Genomic DNA, 20,655 nt, shown 5'->3' with positions numbered 1-20,655 from the left:
GGTGCGGCGCATCAAGTCCGGGCGGATATGACCGGCTTGTGCCGGCTTTCCGAAGGGGTGATCCCGCCGGACGACCGGCGTGGAAACCGCCACGCTTCCTATCCGGCAGGGCCATCGGGCCTGCAGCATCAAAGGACCGGGACGACATGATGATGTCACTCATTCTAGTAGTGGTAGGAAAGCGCGCCTCCGAAGCGGGATAACCCCGTTTGGACAGGATGGCGCGCGACCAAGGCTCCCTCAGGGGCCTTTTTTTGTACCCGCCTCCTGAAAATCGCTTCCCGGACCCACCCGGTTCTTCGATGCCGCATGCCTGTGGCCGAAAGAGAAACACATCGAGAGCCAACGCCTGGAAAGTCAGGCGGTCAATGCAAGGACGGAACGAATGACACGGGAAATGACCGGCGCCGAAATGGTCATCCAGGCGCTGAAAGACCAGGGAGTTGATACCATCTTCGGCTACCCGGGCGGTGCTGTGCTTCCCATCTATGACGAGATCATTCAGCAGGAAGGTCTGGAGCACATCCTGGTGCGGCACGAACAGGGCGCAGGCCATGCCGCGGAAGGCTATGCCCGTTCCACCGGCAAACCCGGTGTCGCCCTGGTGACCTCCGGTCCGGGCGCCACCAACATGGTGACCGCGTTGACCGACGCGATGCTCGACAGCATTCCGCTGGTCTGCATCAGCGGCCAGGTGCCCACCCATCTCATCGGCAACGACGCCTTCCAGGAATGCGACACGGTCGGCATTACCCGGCCCTGCACCAAGCACAACTGGCTGGTGCGCGATGTGGACGATCTGGCCCGCGTCCTGCACGAGGCCTTCTATGTCGCCACCTCCGGCCGTCCCGGCCCCGTGGTTGTCGATATTCCCAAGGACGTCCAGTTCGCCACCGGCACCTATCAGGGGCCGACGCCGAACCCGGCCGCGGTCCACAAGAGTTACCGGCCGCAGGTCAAGGGCGACGCCGTCTCCATCCGCGCCGCGGTGGAGCTGATGGCCGCCGCCAGGAAGCCCGTGCTGTATACCGGTGGCGGTGTCGTCAATTCCGGCCCGCAGGCCTGCCAGCTGCTGCGCGAGCTGGTGTCGCTCACCGGTTTCCCGATCACCTCCACCCTGATGGGTCTGGGTGCCTATCCGGCGTCCGGCGAGAACTGGCTCGGCATGCTGGGCATGCACGGCACCTATGAAGCCAACATGACCATGCACGACTGCGACGTCATGGTCTGCATCGGTGCCCGCTTCGACGACCGCATCACCGGCCGCACCGATGCCTTCTCGCCCAATTCCCGCAAGATCCATATCGACATCGATCCGTCGTCGATCAACAAGACCGTCAATGTCGACCTGCCGATCATCGGCGATGTCGGGCATGTGCTGGAAGACATGGTCCGCATCTGGCGCGCCTCCGCGGTGAAGCGCGACGAGACGGCCCTGAAGGACTGGTGGACGCAGATTGACGGCTGGCGGGCCCGCAATTCGCTGGCCTACAAGCCCAACAGCGATGTCATCATGCCGCAATATGCGATCCAGCGGCTCTATGAGCTGACCCGGCACCGCAAGACCTTCATTTCCACGGAAGTCGGCCAGCACCAGATGTGGGCGGCCCAGTTCTACGGTTTCGAGGAGCCCAACCACTGGCTGACCTCCGGCGGACTCGGCACCATGGGCTACGGCCTGCCGGCGGCCATCGGGGCGCAGGTTGCCCACCGCGACGCGCTGTGCGTCGACATCGCCGGCGATGCCTCCATCCTGATGAACATCCAGGAGATGTCCACGGCGGTCCAGTTCGGCCTGCCGGTGAAGGTGTTCATCCTGAACAACCAGTACATGGGCATGGTGCGCCAGTGGCAGCAGCTGCTGCACGGCAACCGCCTCTCCCACTCCTATACGGACAGCCTGCCGGATTTCGTCAAGCTGGCCGAAGCCTATGGCGGTGTCGGCTTCCGGGTGGAGAAGCCGGGCGACCTGGACGGCGCGATCGAGGAGATGATCGCCGTCGACAAGCCTGTGCTGATGGATTGCCGGGTGGCCAATCTTACCAACTGTTTCCCGATGATCCCGTCGGGCAAGGCCCACAATGAAATGCTGCTGCCGGACGAAGCCAACGACGAGGCGGTTGCCAACGCGATCAGCGCCGAAGGCAAGTCCCTCGTTTAAGGCCAGGCACAAGGATAGTATCGAAAATGAACGCTCAGAATGTGGATGCGCCTTCCGCCTATTTCCTGGCTGAAGTCAGCAATGAAGTCGAAACCCATACCCTCTCGCTGCTCGTCGACAACGAGCCGGGGGTCCTGGCCCGCGTGATCGGGCTCTTTTCCGGACGCGGCTACAACATCGACAGCCTCACCGTTTCGGAAACCGAGCACGAGAAGCATCTCTCGCGGATCACCATCGTGACCACGGGCACGCCGATGATCATCCAGCAGATCCGCCACCAGCTCGACCGGCTGGTGCCGGTACACCGGGTGACCGACCTGACCGTGCGCGCCCTGCGCGCCAATCAGGACAAGCCGCTGGAGCGCGAGCTTGCCCTGGTCAAGGTGGCCGGAACCGGTGAGAAACGCCTGGAAGCCCTGCGCCTCGGCGACGCCTTCCGCGCCACGGTGATCGATGCGACGACGGAACACTTCGTCTTCGAGATCACCGGCCGGACCTCGAAGATCGAGCAGTTCATCGCCATCATGAAGCCGCTCGGCCTCGTGGAAGTCTCCCGCACGGGCGTCGCCGCCGTCCAGCGCGGCCCGGAAGGGCTTTAAGCCCCCCGCAGCTTGACACTACCGGCCCGCCGCCTGAAACGGCGGGCCGTTGTCCTTCAACCCGGATGTGCCGTCAACGGACGGCCGAAGACCCTGCCCCGGCCCGTCAGACCCGGCTCATGATGTTGATCGTCAGCGTCTTGCGCATCGGGCCCGTTTCCGGTCCGGTGATCGGCGCAACGTGGTGCCAGGAATTATAGGTCTTCACGAACAGGACGCACTGGTTCGCCTCGAACGGAAAGGTCTTCAGCGTGTCGACCTCGTCGAAGCGCATGGCCTTGTTGAGATGGTTGAAGATCTTCGTCCGGTCCTTCGGCAGGCAAACGGACGTTCCCCCGCCCCAGTCGTCGTTCCATGCGTCGGGTTCCATCATCGACAGGACCAGCGTGATAAGCTTGTTCGGCGCATCGGTGTGCGGCACGATCTGCCCGCCGTCTGCCGGCATCATCGAGAATTCGAAGCGCGCATGCAGTTCCGTCTGACGCCGCAAGCGGCTCATCAGGCTGGCCCTGTGGGACGCCCGTCCGGACAGCACGCGAAGCCGCCTCAGGCCGAGATCGACATTGTTGTCGGCGAGCATCGCCAGAACGTTCTCGACGAATTCCGGCGATTTCACATGGTCGTAAAAGGACTTCCACACCGGCGTCTGCGACAGGAACCTGTCGTAATTTTCCGGGTTGTTCAGTTCGGAAAGAGAGTACTTGTGGCCGAGATTCGGCTTGTATTCGAAGAGATCCTTGGGCGGATAGCTTGCGACGAGCCCCTTGTAGACATCGGCGTCAAGAACGTTTTCGACGTAGCAGACCGGATAGGGTTCATAGTCGAATTGCGCATTTTGGTATTTGAGCATGGATTGCTGACGCCTCGGGAAGGGGGATGCGGAGTGCTGGCAAGCCCTAACTTGGAGAGCCGCCGGCATCAATACAAGTTTTCCCCCCAGCCGCCGGCTTGCTGAAAGCACCTTTCCGCATGAGGCGCGTCGCCGCACCGCCTCCGTGACCTAGACGCGACACGGATGAGCGCGTATACGACACCGGCAATTCGCGCCCCTGCCGGCGCACTTTTTCTGACGAGTTCAAGTTCAAGAAAAGGCTTCAAGCCCATGAATCACGGTCTGTCCCGGCCGAAGAACCAGATCCGCTGGCTGCTGCTGGAGGGCATTTCCCCGACAGCGCACGCGATCCTGGAAAAGAACGGTTACACCAATGTGGAAACCCTTCCCGGCGCACTTGAAAAAGACGCCCTGATCGAAAAGATCCAGGGTGTCCAGATCCTCGGGATCCGCTCCCGGACACAATTGACGGAAGAGGTCCTGGAAGCGGCCAAGAGCCTTGTCGCGGTGGGCTGCTTTTCGGTCGGCACCAATCAGGTGGACCTGAAAGGGGCGCTGACTCGCGGCATTCCGGTCTTCAATGCCCCCTTCTCCAACACCCGCTCCGTGGCGGAACTGACGATCGCCGAAATCGTCATGCTGATGCGCGGCATCTTCACCAAATCTTCCGCCGCCCACCAGGGCCGCTGGCTGAAAAGCGCCGCCGGCTCTCACGAAGTGCGCGGCAAGACTCTCGGCATCATCGGTTACGGCAATATCGGCACCCAATTGTCGAACCTGGCCGAAGCCATGGGCATGCGCGTCATCTATTCCGACCTGGTCGACAAGCTCCAGCACGGCAATGTGACACCGGCCGAGAGCCTGGACGCCCTGCTTGAGGCCTCCGATGTGGTCTCCCTGCATGTGCCGGACACGCCGGCGACACGCAACATGTTCGGCGCCGAACAGATCGGCAAGATGAAGAAGGGCGCGTTCCTGATCAACAATGCCCGGGGCAAGGTGATCGACATCGACGCTCTTGCCGGGGCGCTGAAATCCGGCCATCTGGCGGGCGCGGCGATCGACGTGTTTCCGGTCGAGCCGAAATCCAACAAGGACGAATTCGTCTCGCCCCTGCGCGGTCTCGACAATGTCATCCTGACCCCCCATGTCGGCGGTTCGACGGAAGAGGCTCAGGACCGGATCGGCGAGGAAGTGTCCAAGCGGCTGGTCGAATATTCCGACGTCGGCTCCACCGTCGGCGCGGTCTCCTTCCCCCAGGTGCAGCTCTCCAAGGGCACGGAAGCAACGCGCTTCATCCAGGTACACCACAACGCTCCGGGCGCCATGCGCACCCTGAACGACCTGTTCACCCGGCACAATCTCAACATCTGCGCCCAGTACCTGCAGTCCCATCAGGACATCGGCTACGTGGTTCTGGATGTCGACACCGCGGTGGAAGAACCGGTGAAGATTCTGGAAGAGATCCGCGCGCTGCCCAACACGATCCGCGCAAGGCTGCTCAACCGGGTCTGATCAGCCGGCGCATCAGGCACTCCGGGACGGGCCGCAAACCTGGTTTCGGCCGCCTTTCTTGGCTTCGTAAAGCCTGAGGTCCGCCCGTTTGAAGAGGGCCTCCAGCGTTCGCCCGTCCTCCGGCGCGCTGGACAGGCCGATGCTGATGGTGACCTTCTCCGGCAGATAGACCTTGCTGAAGCGTTCGACCATCTTGCGCAGCCGGTCAGCCATGGAGATGGCCCCTTCCACCGGCAGACGCTCGCACATAAGCACGAATTCCTCACCGCCGACCCGGTAGAGATGATCGCCAGCCCGCTGGTTTTCCGTCAGCAGCCGCGCGATCAGCTTCAGAACCTCGTCACCGGCCTGATGGCCGTAGCGGTCGTTGATGAGCTTGAAGTGATCGATATCGATCACCAGAAGCGACAGCGGCAGGTTTTCCTTGAGGTTCCTTGCGAGAATCCCGGGGCCTTTTTCGTCGTACTGGCTGCGATCCAGGATGCCGGTCAGGTGGTCGCGGATGGAAGCTTCCAGGAGATTCTGATAGCGTTCGCGAAACGTCAGTTCCTGAAAGACGTCCCGGAACGGACGGTTCGTGAGCCAGCTGTCCTCATTGTCGAAATATTTCAGATAGGCCACCAGCAACCCGGTATAGACGACCGTTGCCACCATCTTGGCAACCCAGCCGCCGATAAACACATGCCACGGCGCGCCGGAAACGTAATGAAGCGCCAGAAAGAAGCCAGCCTGATCGAAGGTCAGCACCAGCGCGCCGCAAATCAGGAAACGCAGCGCCAGATTTCCTCCGACCCATTTGCCGATCCGCTCGTACAGCACGATGATGGCAATCGCATCGATGAAGAGCAGCAAGGTCCCCCACACCATCAGGAGACCCATTTCATCCACAAAGGCGATGTCGGGATTGCGGCCACCTGTGACGACGATTGTCTCATGATTGCGCAGGATCATCACCAGGGCGACAATCAGGAAATTGCCGATCAGAAGTCCGTAGATCGGCTGGCGCGCCACCAGCGCGTCTTCCCGGATATAGAGCAGCAGGAACATCAGCAGCTTTCCGGAGAACAGCACCGTGGACCCCGGCGAAACGATGCCGAATGGCAGCTCTATGTAGAAAACGCTGGCGAGATAGGTTTCCAGGAAGTGCATGACGCCAAGGGCGCACATGAAGACACCGATGCCGACCACCCTGCGCGCCCTGAGCAGGGCCATCATGACAGCGAAATAGACCGCCGCCTGGGCCAGCAGAAGAAGCGCGTTGAAAATTGCCATGTGCAGGTCAACTTATGTCAGTGGACCAGCTCATGGTCTCTAAACAACGAAAGATGGGGCTAGAATTGGTCTCAGAAGACTGCAGGGCGTCCCCACTTCAGGTGTCCTCACGTAGAGTACGTCCTGATTCCTTTGACGAACAATTCTAACCAATTATGAGCCAGACGATAGAGGGTTTCGTCAGATCCCGATCGTTTGCAATCGAGATGGCAGGAACGACATGCCAGCACTCCGCGGAAGAGCCGGTCGGCCATCCGAATCCGCGGCCATGGAGCGCTCGTCACCTGCCCTTCAATGCCGGCAAGGCCCGCGGCATGTCTGCCGCGAGCCTTCCTTGTCACCTGAACAATCGGGGTTGAACCCATCTGCCGCTGTCGACCGGGGGGACCCGACTAGAGCCGGCCCGGACTCTTCCCTCAGGCCACCAGCGCGTCCGCGTCGGCGCCTGCGGTCTGGCTCATCGGACAGCCGGGGTCGACCACCGCCCGCCAGACCGCCGCAACAACGTCCTGCGCATGGGTGATCTCCGCATGCGCGGCCGCCGCAGCTGCGGCGAAGACCTGCTCCGCCTGCGGGCGGTAGGCTTCGGGAATGCCGCCCGCCTCGGCCATCAGCCCCCTGGCATTTGCCGAAAAACTGGTGCCGGGCGCCCGGCCGGGCAGAACCAGTCTCGTACGGATGCCGAAAGGCTCCAGTTCCAGCGCCAGACATTCGCTGAAGGCATTCAAGGCGGACTTGCTCGCCGTGTAGACCGAGAGCAGTTGCAGCGGTTTCAATGTGGTACTGGAGGACACATTGACAATCGTCCCGGCGCCCCGCGCGCGGAACTGCGGCAGGACAGCTCGGATCATCTCCATTGTCCCGAATGTGTTGGTCTCGAAGATATTGCGAATCGCCTCCGCCGATGTCCCTTCAAGCGGACCCATCCACCCGATCCCGGCATTGTTGACCAGTGCATCTATAGGTCCGGCCGACTCGACCGCGCGGGCGACCGAGGCCGGGTCCGTCACATCGAGCGGCAGCACGCGCAGACGATCCGAGGCATCGAGCAGATCCGTGCGCGGGCTGCGCATCGTGGCAACGACGGACCAGCCCTTGTCGAGAAAATGCCGCGCGGTTTCAAGACCGAAGCCCGAGGAACATCCGGTGATCATCACGGTTTTCATGAAGCGTTCTCCTGTTTGTGGAAGACCGCACTATCGACATCGGAAGCCGAACTTTATATAACCGAAGATCCGCATTGATTTAGCAAAAGTCCGAAATGCCCGATCCTCTGTCCGAAATCATCGCCCTGCTGCGACCGCGGGCGCCCTTCTCCAAACTGGTCGATGCCGCAGCTCCCTGGCGGGCGCGGCGCACTGAAGTCGGACTGGTCTATTACTGCCTGCTTCTTGCGGGCCGGGCGCGCCTCGAGGTCGACGGCAAGCCGCCAGTCGATCTGAAGGAGGGGGATTTCGTTCTCATCCCGGCTACCCAGGCCTACACCATGTCGAGCGTTGATCCCGCTCCGCCGCCGGGACTGGAAAGCCAGCGGCAAATGCGCAACGACGGCAGTGTAAGACTGGGACATCCCGAGGGACCGGCCGGTGAACAGCTTCTCATAGGTCATTGCAGCTTCGGGTCGCCCGATGCCGGGCTTCTCGTTTCGCTGCTGCCCGATATGACAGTCGTGCGGGGCGAAAGACGGCTCGGAGACCTTGCGGGACTGATCCGGGACGAGGCCCGGGCGGATCGCCCCGCGCGCGATGTGGTTCTGGAACACCTGCTGCAGGTTCTGATGATCGAGGCGCTACGCACGGGCACCGACACCGAGGCCACCCCCGGACTCCTGCGCGCACTGGCGGACGACAGGCTTTCCGGCACGCTGCGTGCCATGCATGCAGCGCCCGGGCACGCGTGGAGTGTGGCCGCCCTGGCGCGGGATGCAGGCCTTTCGCGCTCCGCCTTTTTCACAAGGTTCAACCGGGTCGTGGGCATGCCGCCGATGGACTACTTGCAGAACTGGCGGATCACGCTTGCCAAACACATGCTCCGAACAGGCCTGCACAGCATCGCAGAGATTGCCGGGAAAGTCGGTTACGGTTCGACAAGCGCCTTCAGCGTCGCCTTCTCCCGCCGCGTCGGCCAGCCTCCGGCCCATTACGCCCGAACCGCCGCCCAAGCCATGCAGGAGCCCCACGACCAGATGGCATGACACGAGCGTTCCCTGTCGGGCACGCATGTTCGGCCCGCCCTCATGGCAACCGGACGCTTCAGCCCCGGGTATCGGCCGAATCGGCGATCCGCAATTTCGAGCCGAGCGCATTCAGGGCAATCTTGTGCACCATCTCCGTGGGAGCGGCACACAGATCGCCGATGACCGTGACATCGAAGGGGTCCGCCGCCCGCGACATGGCCGTGAACACCACGCAGTTCTGGGTCATCATTCCGCAGACCAGCAACTCCGTTACCCCTTCCAGATGGGCGGAAAGATCCGTGTCCTGAAAGGCATCGGCCACCTGCTTGACCACAATGGGCACCTCCCCGGCCGCGGCCAGGACGGCGGGCCGAATGGCATTGCCGCTGCCGCCCGCGGCGAACAGACCCGCCGGCGCCGTGGAGACATGCCTCACCAGAATGACGCGCTCGCCGGCCTGCCGCGCTTCGCCGATGGCCGCGACGACGCGCGCCTCCACGTCCTCGGCCTGATGCAGCGGCAGGACGCCACCGGCAAAATAGTCATTCTGGATGTCGATCACGAGAAGGGCACGGCTCATCGGGTTACTCCTTTGCTGTATCTTCCGTCTATCGCCTCGATCCGGGATATTTCAGTGGCCCGAAGGACATGTTCAGGGTAATTCGGGCCAATGCGCATCGCGATCATCGCCTATCAGGGCATAAGCCCCTTCATGCTCTCGACGCCGCTCGCGGTTTTCGGCGAGCCCTTCCTCGCCAGCGGCCACGATGTGGTGGTGTGCGGGGAGAGCAACCGGATTTCGGCCTCGGGCGGCCTCGTCATCGAGACCACCCATTTGCTCGACGCGGCCGGTCACGCGGATCTTGTCATACTGCCCGGGTGGCGGGATGCCAGCGAGCCGGTTTCCCCCGCCATCGTGCACCAGCTGCGCGCCGCCCATGAGCGCGATGCCCTGGTCGCGGGCCTGTGCCTCGGCGCCTTCGGTCTCGCGGAGGCCGGACTTCTCGACGGCCGGCGCGCAACGACCCACTGGGCGCGGGTCGCGGAGCTCGGCGCCCGCTATCCGGCCGTCCGGATCGATGCGAAGGCGATCTATGTCGACGACGGCCAGGTGGTCACCTCGGCGGGAATCGCCGCCGGGCTGGATTGCTGCCTGCATCTGCTGGCCCGCCTCTCCGGCCTCGCAGAGGCCAACCGCGTTGCCCGCCATCTGGTCGTCGCACCGCAAAGGGGCGGCGAGCAACCGCAGTTGATCGAGCGGCCCGCCCCCGCCTCTTCGGCGGAGCGCCGGGTTGCCGAAATGCTCGAAGACCTATGGGCGAACCCGGTTCAAAGCCCCACTCTTGACCAACTAGCCGCCAGGGTCGGGGTCAGCCGTCGCAGCCTGAGCAGGCATATCCGCGCACGCACAGGCGGCAGTCTGGGCGACTGGCTGCGCCGCGCCCGCATCGCCCGCGCGCAGGACATGCTGCTGCGCGGCGAGAAGGGACTTGAGCGCATCGCAGCCGGCAGCGGCTTTCCCGATGCCCCCTCGCTGCGCAAGGCCTTTCGCGGCGAACTGGGCATGACACCGACGCAATGGCTGGCCAGACAGCGGATCGGATGACCCTGCGCATCGCGCCTCCCGCCGGCACCAGCCAGGGGATTGAACCGGCCGGAAAACATTGTCCCTAGGGACAATTCCCCGTTTGACATCAATGGCTTTGAAAATATTCTTGCGGGAATGGTCCAGATGCCTAAAGCAGACTGGTAAACGCTTCATCCGGAATTTTAACAATGTCTGTCGTTTCCCGCCTCTCCGTCAACGTCAATGCCGTCGCCATGTTGCGCAACCGCCGCGACCTGCCCTGGCCCAGCGTCACCGGACTTGCGGCGATCGCCATGGAAGCCGGCGCGAAAGGCATTACCGTGCATCCCCGCCCGGACGAGCGGCACATCCGCAGATCCGATGTCTTCGATCTGGCGGAACTGATCGAGGACCGCTTTCCCCACAAGGAATTGTGCCTGGAGGGCTATCCGGCGCCGGATTTCCTCAAACTCGTGGAGGAAGCCCGGCCGGAGCAGGTTCTGTTCGTGCCGGACGATCCGGAGCAGTCCACATCCGACCACGGCTGGAATTTCGCCCGGGACACCGGTGCGCTCGAGACTGCCATGGCCGCGGCGAAGGAATGGGCTGTCACCGTGTCGCTGTTCTGCGACCCGGATCCGAATGCAGCCGAACACGCAGCCCGCCTGGGAGCGGAACGGATCGAGATCTACACCGGTCCCTATGGCGCCTGTTACGACGATCCGGCCGGGGCGGCGAAGGAACTCGACAAGGTTGTCGCCACGGCGGAAGCCGCCCGCGCCTGCGACCTTGGCGTCAACGCCGGACATGACCTGACGGTGGACAACATCCCGGCCCTGCTCGCCCGCGCGCCGTTCATCCGGGAAATGTCCATCGGCCACGGCTTCACCGCCGACGCACTGATTCACGGCTTCGCCGAAAGCGTCAACCGGTTCCGCAAGTCCATGGGCGAACTCTGACCCTGGATCTGAAGGCGCACAGGCAACGACGAATCCGGTAGGCTACCTCGTTTCAGGAGCATGACCGGTGCCATGACTTTTCAGATTCTCACATTTTGCGGCAGCCTGCGGGCCGCCTCCTCCAACCGGGCACTTCTGCGCGCCGTCGAACGGCTTGCACCGGAAGGTATCTCCGTGCACGCATATGAAGGCATCGCGTCGCTTCCCCATTTCGCCCCGGATCTGGATCATGACGCCCTGCTCCCGCCAAGGGCGCGGGAGCTGCGCGATCAGGTTGCTGCGGCGGACGGTCTTGTGTTCGCGGTTCCCGAATACATGCACAGCCTGCCGGGGAGCTTCAAAAACGCCCTGGACTGGATGGTCGGCTGCCCGCGCTTTCCCGGCAAGCCCGTTGCCCTGGCCCATGTGAGCGCCCGTCATGCTTTCGCACCGGCGCAGCTTGAGGAGGTTCTCGGGACGATGGCTGCCCGGATCGTTCCGGAAGCCGGGTTCAATCTGGGGCTGACCACCAACACGCTGGACATGGAGACGATCTGCACCCACCCCGGCCACAGATCGGCAATCACTGCTGCGCTCGAGGCATTCCGGACCGCCATGCGCCCGGGACCGCAATAGCAGCAAGGGCGACCGGCTCCCAACCTAGGCCTGAACCGCCGCCGCTTCCGCGCGTTTCATCTGCTGGTGCTGGTCCTCGACCAGTCCGATCTTCCAGTAGCCGGAAATATAGGTGTCCTTCTTCGGCACGCTGCGCTCATTGTGCAGGTAGTCGCGCAATGAGCGGATGACCGAACTTTCACCGGCGATACAGGTCTGGACGGTCCCGGACGGCCACTCCAGCGCGCGGATCAGCTCCACCTGGGCGCTCGACGGTGTATGGACATCCTCGTGGACCAGCCAGTTGACCTCGATGCCCTTTGGCGCGGTTATGCTGCGGATATCTTCCGTGGAAGGCACCTCGAAGACGGCAACACCATGCGCGTCCGCGGGCATCGCCTCAAGCGTCGCCTCGGCAATCGGCAGGGCCGAGAGATCGGCCGCCACCAGATACCAGTCCGCATAGAAATCAGTGATCTTCGCGGGGCCCGGCCCCAGCAGACCGAGAAACGAGCCTTCCTGAGCGCGCTGCGCCCAGCACGTGGCAGGCCCCTCCTCGCCATGGGCGACAAAATCGATGTCCAGTTCCAGGCTCTCGGGCCGGAAGGCGCGTATGGTGTAGGTACGCACCGCATGAACCCTTTCCTCGGGACCGTCCGGCGCAAACCATGCCTCGAACGCTTCGCGGCTTTCGCCCTCGCGCGGCAGCACCAGCTTGCAGTTCGCTCCTTCATGCCCTTCCGGAAAACCTTCCAGTTCAGGCCCGGCAAAAGTGACGCGGATCATGTGCGGGCTGAGATAGCTTGCGCGCCGGACCGTGAGGAACCGGGGACGACGTTTCGGACGGCTGGCCAATGAAGCACCCCTTAAAGATGACTGTATTTATCAGGATTTAACATCGGCAATGCCGTATTTAAAGACCCGCATCGCAGAGAATTTGAAGACAGTCCGTCACCTCTCTTCTTTTCATGCCCCTTGAAGCGAAAAACCCGGCATGACTGCCGGGTTCTCGAAGGCTTGCATCTCTTCCGGCACCGCCATTGCGGGCGGAGACTTACCGCTTGGGCAACGGGATCCATTCGGCGGTGGAGACATCCGCATGCTGGAACTGCGGCATCTTCGCCCCCAGATCCGCCATGTTCTTCACGTCCTGTTCGTTCAGGAAGTCCTGGGTGATCAGGGTCGGCGGGACGATCACCTGCTTGCCCGGGTTTTCACCGGCAAGCATCAGCGCAAGCGTACGCACGCTCACTTCGCCGACAACGGCAGGATTGGTCGCGACCGTCGCGGCCCAGGCGCTGTCGGGCTCACGCATGGCGGAAATATCCGCGGTCGAAACATCGGCCGAGTAGATCTTGATGTCCTGGTTGAGACCGGCCTCGTCGACGGCGATCTTCACGCCCTTGGCGAATTCGTCATACGGAGCAAAGATGACGGAGATCGTCGGATTGGCCTGAAGCACGGAGCGCGCCTGGTTGGCCACCGAATTGGCGATCGGGTTGTCGAGCGTGCCGAACATGGCCGCTTCCTTGATGCCCACATTGGCGGCCTTGACCTCCTTCCAGGCAACATCGCGCCGGTCGAGCGGCGCAATGCCGGGCACATAGACATAGCCCGCGGTGAAGCTGTCGCCATTGTCCTTGATGGCCTGTTCCAGAGCCAGCTTGCCGAGAAGATAATCGGACTGCTCGACCTGGGGGATGGCATCGTTTTCAACGTTGACGTCGAAGGCCACCACCTTGATACCGGCCTCGACCGCACGCTGGGCGGCGGGTTTCATGGATTCCGTCAGCCCGTGCTGGATGATGATACCGTCAACGCCGAGTGCAATCGCCTGATCGACCATATCGGCCTGCAGGGCGGCATCCTGGCGGCTGTCCAGCACGCGCAGATCCACGCCGAGCGCCTCGGCCTGTTTTTCGACGCCTGAAAGATACGACTGGAAGAAGTCACCGGTGGACAGGTAGCGCACCAGCGCGATCTTCACATCCTCGGGCTTGTCGAACGGGGCCGGCATGTCGGCGGCGTATGCGCCGCCGATTCCGGACAGTCCCAGCCCGGCGGCAACCGCGAGCTTCATGAATTCACGTCTCAACATTGTGTATCCTCCCATTTTCGAACGGGCGCCTTGCCGGCGTCACGCTGTTCTCCTGCCGCCGCGTCGCGAGGACAGGTAGAACGTAAAGACAAGGGCGGCGACAAGCACGGCGCCCTTGACGAAGTCCTGCATGTAATAAGGGGCATTCATCATGGTGAGCCCCTGGAGAAGAATGCCGACGAAAAGGGCCCCTGCCGCCGTCCCGAAGGCGTTCGGACGGGCAGCGCCCAGAACCGCGAAACCGATCAGGGCGGCGGCCACACTGTCGAGCAGAAGGTTGTTGCCCGACGCGATGTCGCCGCGGCCGAGCCGTGCGGCAAGCAGGATGCCGCCGACCGAGGCGAGCATGCCGGAAATCATGTAGGCGACGATCTTGTAGCGGTGCACATTGGTGCCGACCAGGCCGGCGGCCCGCTCATTGGACCCGATGGCATACATCAGCCGACCATGGCGGGTGTAGCCGAGAAACAGCCAGATGATCAGCGCGATCAGCAGGAAGACGACCACCGGAACCGGCAGCAGCCGGTCGAGAAAGAGATCGAAACGATGCCGTCCCAGCCACAGGAAGGCAGCGGAAAAGGTGCCTTCGGCCACCGAGCCGTCCGGCAGGTTCATGCCGGTGGCGATGGAATTGCCCTGGGTCGGAATGCGTTGCAGGCCGATCAGAAGGAACATCATCCCCAGGGTCGCCAGAAGGTCGGGAACGCGCATCTTGACGATCAGCAGCCCGTTGATCAGCCCCACCAGGGCTCCCATGGCAAGGCACACGACGACGGCCACGAACGCCGATTGTTCCAGGATCACCATGGTATAGGCGGACAGCATGAGCGCGGAGGTTGCCACCGAGCCGATCGACAGATCGAAGCCGCCGACGACCAGCGTGCAGGTCACGCCAAGAGCCAGAATGCCGGTGATGGCCACCGACTGGAAAACGAACACCGCCGACCGGGCGCTGGCAAAGCCGCTGGCGTAGATGCTGAAGAAAACAGCAAGTCCGCACAGCAGCACGATGAAGCCGTAGCGGATGGCGAGCTCGAGTGCAGTCCTGGATGTGTCGTTTGAAGTCATGCCATTGCCTGGTTTGGGGACGGGGGAAGCGGTTGGTCGGAAGCCTGCGGCCTGGCCGGGCCGGATACGGCCGCGACCAGATGGTTCAGGTCCACGTTCCTGTTGACGTATTCACCGGCGATCATCGCCTCATTGAGAACGATGATGCGGTCCGCGATTTCAAGGGCCTCGTCGATTTCCGCGACGAAAACCAGCGTCGCACGGCCGGCTGCGGTCTGGCGGATATAATGCCCGATGTCCCGCCGGGCGCCGATGTCCACGCCCTGGAAGGGTTCGTCGAGCAGAAGCACGCGGGATTCTTCGAGCAGCCAGCGGCCGATCATGACCTTCTGCTGATTGCCGCCCGAGAGTGTGCCGATGCCGTCCCGCTCGCTCTGGCACTTGACGCCGATCTTGTCGATCATGCTGGCGCTGGCCCGGCGCTGAGCACGTTCGCTCAGGAAGGAGAACCGGCTGAAGGCCTTCAGGAACGGCAGGGTCATGTTGTCGGCGATGTCGAAATCGGCGATCACCGCATTGTCGCTGCGGTCCTTGGGCGACATGAACACGCCGCTGGCAACCGCTTCCGAAGCATTTGACGGGTGATAGGCCTTGCCGTCGAGAAGAAGTGTCCCCTCCGCCGGTTCGGCAAGGCCGAAAAGAACCTCGGCAAGCTCAGTGGTACCGCTGCCCAGAAGGCCGGTGAACGCGATGACCTCGCCTTCCCTGGCCGTGAAATTGATGGGCGGATTGCCCTCGAACAACCGCAGCTCCCGCACATCCAGAACGGCTGCGCCCCCCGCCACCGGATCGATGTCAACCTCGGTCATCTGATGACCGAGCATGGCATTGACCGCGCCGACATAGTCAAGCGGCTCCGTGTCGAAGACGCCCGAAATGGCGCCGTCACGCATGGAGACGATCCGGTCCGCCACCCGGCGGATGTCGGACATGCGGTGGGAAATATACAGGATGGCGACGCCGTCGGCCCGGAGCCTGTCGATCAGGTTGAACAGACGGTCCGCCTCGGACGCGGACAGGGACGATGTCGGTTCGTCGAGGATCAGGAGCTTCGGCGATCTCGCCATCGCCCGGGCAATCGCGATCATCTGCCGGTCGGCGACGTCGAGATCGGCGACGCGGGTGCGCACATCCATCGTCAGCCCCATGCTTTCGGCCACGGCGCGGGCCTGGCGGCGGAGCTTGCGGTCGTTGACGAACAGGCCGACTCCCGGCTCCGTCAGCCGGTCCAGGGTCAGGTTGGTGGCAACGTCGAGATCGGGAATGACGCCGTCGTCGATGGACTGATGCACCGTGACGACACCCTTGGAAATGGCATCGGCCGCATCGGCCGGCGCATAGGACGCCCCGCCCAGCTCCATTTGGCCCGAATCCGCGAAATGGTAACCGCACAGGATCTTGACCAGCGTCGACTTGCCAGCGCCATTCGCTCCCATCAGGGCCGTGACCTCGCCAGCGCGCAATTCCAGATCGATGCCGCGCAGCACGTGGTTGCGACCGAAGGATTTCTCCAGAGCGTGTAATTTGCAGGTGATATCTTTCACCTTTCCTCCCAATTTCTGACGAGCTCCTCTCTCGCTGCAATCGTTACAGCACGCGGAATAGCCATTTGTCAACTGAGTTGACTTTTGAACAATTCTGACTTTTATTCGGAAAAAATCGGGAGGAAAGTGCAGCAAGATGAACACGCCGGATCTCTATCGCCCCCTAACCCCTGAAGAGCTGGGACCGCGCCTTTCCGCGGTGCCCGTGATTGCCGGGCGCGTCGGTGCCGATCCGTCCCTCTGGACGGTGAAGGAGGTCGGCGACGGCAACCTGAACCTGGTTTTCATCGTCGAAGGGCCGCAAGGCACGGTGATCGTCAAGCAGGCCCTGCCCTATGTGCGCCTGGTTGGCGACAGCTGGCCGCTGCCGCTCTATCGCGCCTACTACGAAAATCATGCGCTGGTCCGCCAGGCGGCGCGCGATCCTGGCTCTGTCCCTGAGGTCTACCATTTCGACGAAGCCCAGGCGCTGATCGTGATGGAGTTCCTTTCACCCCACAAGATCCTGCGCCGCAAGCTGATCGACGGCGAGAAGGTCGCCGGACTGGGAGCATTCCTCGGGCGTTTCTGCGCCCGCACGGCCTTCCGCGGCTCGGAGCTCTCGCTGAAGAGCGCCGACAAGAAGAAGGATGTCGGCCTGTTTGCCGGCAATGTCGAGATCCCGGCCATCACCGAGGCCCTGATCTTCACCGATCCCTACTACGACGCGAAGATGAACCACCACACGCCGGGCCTCGATCCGGTGGTGGCGGAGCTGCGTGGCAACCCGGCCCTGAAGGCGCGCGTGCAGCGCATGCTGATGAAGTTCGCCTCGAATACGGAAACGATGCTCCATGGCGACCTGCACAGCGGATCGATCATGTCGACGGAAACCGAAAGCAAGGTCATCGATCCGGAATTCGTCCAGTACGGGCCGATGGGCTTCGACATCGGCATGCTCGTCGCCAACTTCCTGATGGCCTATTTCAGCCAGCCGGCCCATCGCGACACGGACGATCTGGCGCCGTATCAGGACTGGATTCTCTCGGTCATCGACGAGGTGTTTTCCTCCTTCGAGACCGAGTTCCGGACCCTCTGGGAGAGCGAGCGTACCGGCATGCTCTTTCCCGCCGCGTTGTTCGAGGACCAGAACCAGTCCAGCAGGGACTGCTGCGACGATCTTCTGGCGGACATCCGCAGCGATGCGCTCGGCTTCTGCGGCATCGAGATGCACCGGCGCACCCTGTCACTCGCCCATAATGCCGATTTCGAGGAGATCGAGGACATTGCCCTGAAGTGCCGTCTCGAGGCCCGCAACCTGGCCATGGGCGCGGAGCTGATTCTGGGCACCCAGGCGGTCAATACCACCGCCTCGCTTCTCGATCTTGCCCGCCAATTCAATGCAAAGGACATCCTATGAAGGTCAACGGCAAACATTACCGCTCGCTTTGGTGGGATGAGGATCAATCCGCTCTGCAGATCATCGATCAGCGCTGGCTGCCGCACGATTTCCGCATCCAGCAGGTCGACACATTGCAGGATTTCGCCGACGCGATCGTGGAAATGCGGGTCCGCGGCGCACCGCTGATCGGAGCAACCGCCGCCTACGGCATGGCGCTGGCCGCCCGGATCGACCCGTCCGATGCCCATCTGGACGAGGCTTTCGGATTTCTCGACAAGACCCGCCCGACGGCAATCAACCTGCGCTGGGCGCTCAACCGCTGCCGCACCATGCTGAAGACCCTGCCCGAGAGCGAACGCAAGGCAGCGGCCCTGAAGCTGGCGCACGAGATTTCCGACGAGGATGTCGAGATCAACCGCCGGATCGGCCTCAACGGTCTGGAGATCATCCGCAGGATCGCCGCCGGCAAGAAGGACGGCGAGCCCGTCCGGCTGCTCACCCATTGCAACGCCGGCTGGATCGCCACCGTCGACTGGGGCACGGCGACGAGCCCGATGTACCAGGCCCACGACGCCGGTATCCCGATCCACGTCTGGGTCGACGAAACGCGCCCACGCAACCAGGGGGCGCTCACCTCGTGGGAGCTCGGCAGCCACGGCATCCCGCACACCTACATCACCGACAACGCCGGCGGCCATCTGATGCAGCACGGCCTTGTCGACATGGTCATCGTCGGCACGGACCGCACCACCCGCAGAGGCGACGTGTGCAACAAGATCGGCACCTATCTGAAGGCGCTGGCGGCCAGCGCGAACGACGTGCCCTTCTATGTGGCTCTCCCCTCCCCGACCATCGACTGGACCGTGGACAACGGGGTGGTGGAAATTCCGATCGAGGAACGCAACGAACGCGAAGTCACCCATATCCAGGGTCTCACACCGGAGGGCACCATCGGCCAGGTTCAGGTGACACCGCCCGGCACCCCCGGCGGCAATCCTGCCTTCGATGTGACGCCCAACCATCTCGTCACCGGCCTGATCACCGAGCGTGGTGTTTGCGAGGCAAGCGCCGAGGGACTTGCGAAGCTCTTTCCGGATCTCGCCAATCTTGAAAAGAGCGCATGACACCGGGTCCGGGCAAATCCAGGCCGGGGGAGGCGAAATCCGTCCCCCGCGCCCGCTCCCAGGACGAGGCGATCATCGAAGTCACCTGGTGCTACTACCAGGACGGCATGAACCAGAACGAGATTGCCGAGCGGCTCGGCATCTCGCGCGCCACAGTGGTCAACTACCTGTCAGAGGCGCGGCGGCGGGACTACGTCCGGATCACGCTCGACAGCGACATTTTCCGGGACCAGCAACTGGCCCGCGCACTCATGGAGCGTTTCGGCCTTCACGATGCCATCGTCGTGCCCTCCTCGCCCGACGGCGCGGACCAGTCCCTCGACCGGGTGACCCGGGTGGTTTCCGACTGGCTTCCCAGCCTGCTGGAACCGGGGGACCGCCTCGGGGTGGCCTGGGGCGAAACCGTCTACCGGGTCGCGGAAGCCGCACCGCGTGTCACCATCGATGAGCTCACCGTCGTGCAGCTCGTCGGGTCGCGGCCCGCCGCGCTCGGCTTTGCGGCGGAAACCTGCTCGGCCACCCTGGCACGGCGCTACGGTGCCCACTGCGTCAACCTGCATGTGCCGCTGCTCCTGTCCGACAGGCAGCTCGTCGATCGTCTCAAGCAGGAACCGGTGATCCGGGAGCAGCTCGACGCCGTGGCCGACTGCAACAAGACCATCTTCGCCTGCGGGACCTGCACCGCCGACAGCCACGTCGTCCACGCCGGGCTGCTCGACCGGTCCGAGGTGGACGCCTGCGCGAAAAAAGGCGCCATTGGTGTCATCTGCGGCCGGCTGATCGACCACGACGGCAACGCCGTCATGCGGGAGATCGAAAACCGCATGATCGCCGTCACCCTCGATCAGATGAAAAACAAGGACATGGGTCTGCTGGTCGGCTCCGGACCCGAGCGGGCGGCACCCATGCTGGCCGCCATCCGTGGCGGCTACGCCACCCATGTCGCCACCTGTACCGAAACCGCCGCACAGATGCTGGAGCTCGCGTGAAACCATGCTGAAACCACCCTACCGGGACACACCGGACCTCCGGCAGGCCATCATCGACGCCTGCCGGGACATGAACCGCCGGGGGATCAACCAGGGCACCTCCGGCAACATCTCCGCCCGTGCGGACGACCGGATGATCATTACGCCTTCCGGCGTCCCCTATGACCGGATGACTCCGGACATGCTGGTGTCCATGCCGCTTGACGGACAGGGCGCGCCGGAGGGACCCTTGCCGCCCTCCACCGAATGGCAGTTCCACCTGGCCTTGCTGCGGGCCAAGCCGGAAATGAACGCCATCGTCCATGCCCATCCGGTGCATTGCACGGCGCTTTCCATCAACCGCGAGGAAATTCCTGCCTGCCACTACATGATCGCCCTGTTCGGCGGCAACACCGTTCCGCTCGCCGGATACGCCCTGTTCGGCAGTGAGGAGCTCGCGGACAATGTGGTCACTGCCATGCGCAACCGGCATGGCTGCCTGATGGCCAACCACGGCGCCGTGGTTGGTGGCGAGACCCTTGAAAAGGGGCTCTGGCGTCTTGAGGAACTGGAGGTCCTGGCCCGGGCCTATATCCTCAGCCGCAGCATCGGCACCCCGCACATCCTTTCGGACAGCGAAATCGAAAGCGTTCTGGGCGCAGTCGCGACCTATGGCCTGAAATCGGCCTGAGGAAGGGACAGGAGCCGGAGCAGGCTCCGGCCCAGTGCTGCGCGGCACTGAGCCGATCACGCGGCGCCGCGGGAAAACCGCGGCGGCCGTCAGCTTTTCAGACCGA

The 20,655-nt window shown here is 63.2% G+C and carries 19 protein-coding genes; 11 read left to right on the top strand and 8 right to left on the bottom strand.

Annotation, left to right across the window (positions count from 1 at the left end; genetic code table 11):
- The first annotated feature begins 385 nt into the window (after positions 1-385).
- Positions 386-2,161: an acetolactate synthase 3 large subunit gene (locus tag DCO57_RS11020; RefSeq protein WP_116698941.1), complete on the top strand. Its 1,776-nt coding sequence runs from the start codon at positions 386-388 to the stop codon at positions 2,159-2,161.
- A gap of 26 nt (positions 2,162-2,187) precedes the next feature.
- A complete protein-coding gene (ilvN, locus tag DCO57_RS11015) occupies positions 2,188-2,760 on the top strand; it encodes an acetolactate synthase small subunit (protein ID WP_116698940.1) in 573 nt (190 codons plus the stop codon).
- A gap of 106 nt (positions 2,761-2,866) precedes the next feature.
- Here the strand turns inward: ilvN and DCO57_RS11010 are convergent, their stop codons facing one another.
- On the bottom strand, positions 2,867-3,610 hold the full coding sequence (locus tag DCO57_RS11010; RefSeq protein ID WP_116698939.1) for a 2OG-Fe(II) oxygenase: 744 nt from the start codon (positions 3,608-3,610) through the stop codon (positions 2,867-2,869).
- Between the two features lie 252 nt (positions 3,611-3,862).
- Here DCO57_RS11010 and serA point away from each other — a divergent pair, with 252 nt between their 5' ends.
- Positions 3,863-5,107 (top strand): phosphoglycerate dehydrogenase, encoded by a 1,245-nt coding sequence (gene serA / locus DCO57_RS11005; RefSeq protein WP_116698938.1) that lies wholly within the window; start codon positions 3,863-3,865, stop codon positions 5,105-5,107.
- A gap of 12 nt (positions 5,108-5,119) precedes the next feature.
- On the opposite strand, the gene DCO57_RS11000 is transcribed toward serA, so the two are convergent.
- Both DCO57_RS11000 and DCO57_RS10995 read right to left on the bottom strand, forming a co-directional pair.
- Positions 5,120-6,379 carry a GGDEF domain-containing protein gene (locus DCO57_RS11000; RefSeq protein ID WP_116698937.1) on the bottom strand — a complete coding sequence of 420 codons (1,260 nt, stop codon included), beginning with the start codon at positions 6,377-6,379 and terminating at the stop codon, positions 5,120-5,122.
- Between the two features lie 416 nt (positions 6,380-6,795).
- The gene (locus DCO57_RS10995) at positions 6,796-7,545 is read right to left on the bottom strand and encodes an SDR family oxidoreductase (RefSeq protein ID WP_116698936.1); all 750 of its coding nucleotides are present in this window, start codon (positions 7,543-7,545) and stop codon (positions 6,796-6,798) included.
- 95 nt (positions 7,546-7,640) lie between these two features.
- Here DCO57_RS10995 and DCO57_RS10990 point away from each other — a divergent pair, with 95 nt between their 5' ends.
- Positions 7,641-8,573: an AraC family transcriptional regulator gene (locus DCO57_RS10990; protein ID WP_116698935.1), complete on the top strand. Its 933-nt coding sequence runs from the start codon at positions 7,641-7,643 to the stop codon at positions 8,571-8,573.
- Between the two features lie 58 nt (positions 8,574-8,631).
- Here DCO57_RS10990 and DCO57_RS10985 read toward each other — a convergent pair whose 3' ends face one another.
- On the bottom strand, positions 8,632-9,135 hold the full coding sequence (locus DCO57_RS10985) for an isochorismatase family protein (RefSeq protein ID WP_116698934.1): 504 nt from the start codon (positions 9,133-9,135) through the stop codon (positions 8,632-8,634).
- A gap of 90 nt (positions 9,136-9,225) precedes the next feature.
- Between DCO57_RS10985 and DCO57_RS10980 the strand changes: the two genes are divergently transcribed.
- The 3 genes from DCO57_RS10980 (at position 9,226) to DCO57_RS10970 (ending at position 11,696) form a co-directional block, all read left to right on the top strand.
- Positions 9,226-10,161 carry a helix-turn-helix domain-containing protein gene (locus tag DCO57_RS10980; RefSeq protein ID WP_116698933.1) on the top strand — a complete coding sequence of 312 codons (936 nt, stop codon included), beginning with the start codon at positions 9,226-9,228 and terminating at the stop codon, positions 10,159-10,161.
- Positions 10,162-10,331: 170 nt separating this feature from the next.
- Positions 10,332-11,081 carry a pyridoxine 5'-phosphate synthase gene (locus DCO57_RS10975; RefSeq protein WP_116698932.1) on the top strand — a complete coding sequence of 250 codons (750 nt, stop codon included), beginning with the start codon at positions 10,332-10,334 and terminating at the stop codon, positions 11,079-11,081.
- Positions 11,082-11,153: 72 nt separating this feature from the next.
- Positions 11,154-11,696, top strand: a complete 543-nt coding sequence (locus DCO57_RS10970; protein ID WP_116699001.1) for an NADPH-dependent FMN reductase — start codon at positions 11,154-11,156, stop codon at positions 11,694-11,696.
- Between the two features lie 24 nt (positions 11,697-11,720).
- Here the strand turns inward: DCO57_RS10970 and DCO57_RS10965 are convergent, their stop codons facing one another.
- From DCO57_RS10965 to DCO57_RS10950, 4 genes are all read right to left on the bottom strand, one after another.
- Positions 11,721-12,530 (bottom strand): siderophore-interacting protein, encoded by an 810-nt coding sequence (locus tag DCO57_RS10965; RefSeq protein WP_116698931.1) that lies wholly within the window; start codon positions 12,528-12,530, stop codon positions 11,721-11,723.
- A gap of 199 nt (positions 12,531-12,729) precedes the next feature.
- A complete protein-coding gene (locus DCO57_RS10960) occupies positions 12,730-13,755 on the bottom strand; it encodes a substrate-binding domain-containing protein (protein ID WP_244287927.1) in 1,026 nt (341 codons plus the stop codon).
- Between the two features lie 57 nt (positions 13,756-13,812).
- Positions 13,813-14,841 carry an ABC transporter permease gene (locus tag DCO57_RS10955; RefSeq protein WP_116698929.1) on the bottom strand — a complete coding sequence of 343 codons (1,029 nt, stop codon included), beginning with the start codon at positions 14,839-14,841 and terminating at the stop codon, positions 13,813-13,815.
- Positions 14,838-16,385, bottom strand: a complete 1,548-nt coding sequence (locus tag DCO57_RS10950) for a sugar ABC transporter ATP-binding protein (RefSeq protein ID WP_208977894.1) — start codon at positions 16,383-16,385, stop codon at positions 14,838-14,840. Before DCO57_RS10950 ends, DCO57_RS10955 begins: the two co-directional genes overlap by 4 nt.
- Positions 16,386-16,521: 136 nt before the next feature.
- On the opposite strand from DCO57_RS10950, the gene mtnK reads away from it, so the two are divergent.
- From mtnK to DCO57_RS10930, 4 genes are read left to right on the top strand one after another with little or no spacing between them, the layout of a single operon-like run.
- Positions 16,522-17,784, top strand: coding sequence for an S-methyl-5-thioribose kinase (gene mtnK / locus DCO57_RS10945; RefSeq protein ID WP_116698928.1), 1,263 nt, complete (start codon positions 16,522-16,524; stop codon positions 17,782-17,784).
- On the top strand, positions 17,781-18,890 hold the full coding sequence (mtnA, locus tag DCO57_RS10940; protein ID WP_116698927.1) for an S-methyl-5-thioribose-1-phosphate isomerase: 1,110 nt from the start codon (positions 17,781-17,783) through the stop codon (positions 18,888-18,890). The genes mtnK and mtnA overlap by 4 nt, the downstream gene beginning before the upstream one ends.
- Complete coding sequence (locus DCO57_RS10935) at positions 18,887-19,879, top strand: sugar-binding transcriptional regulator (protein WP_116698926.1); 993 nt, start codon at positions 18,887-18,889, stop codon at positions 19,877-19,879. Before mtnA ends, DCO57_RS10935 begins: the two co-directional genes overlap by 4 nt.
- A 4-nt stretch (positions 19,880-19,883) precedes the next feature.
- Positions 19,884-20,549, top strand: a complete 666-nt coding sequence (locus DCO57_RS10930; protein WP_116698925.1) for a class II aldolase/adducin family protein — start codon at positions 19,884-19,886, stop codon at positions 20,547-20,549.
- Positions 20,550-20,655 lie beyond the last annotated feature (106 nt).

Origin of the sequence: Labrenzia sp. 011, assembly GCF_003075075.1 — a bacterium.
Lineage (GTDB): Bacteria > Pseudomonadota > Alphaproteobacteria > Rhizobiales > Stappiaceae > Roseibium.
This window is presented reverse-complemented; position numbering and strand designations above follow the sequence as displayed.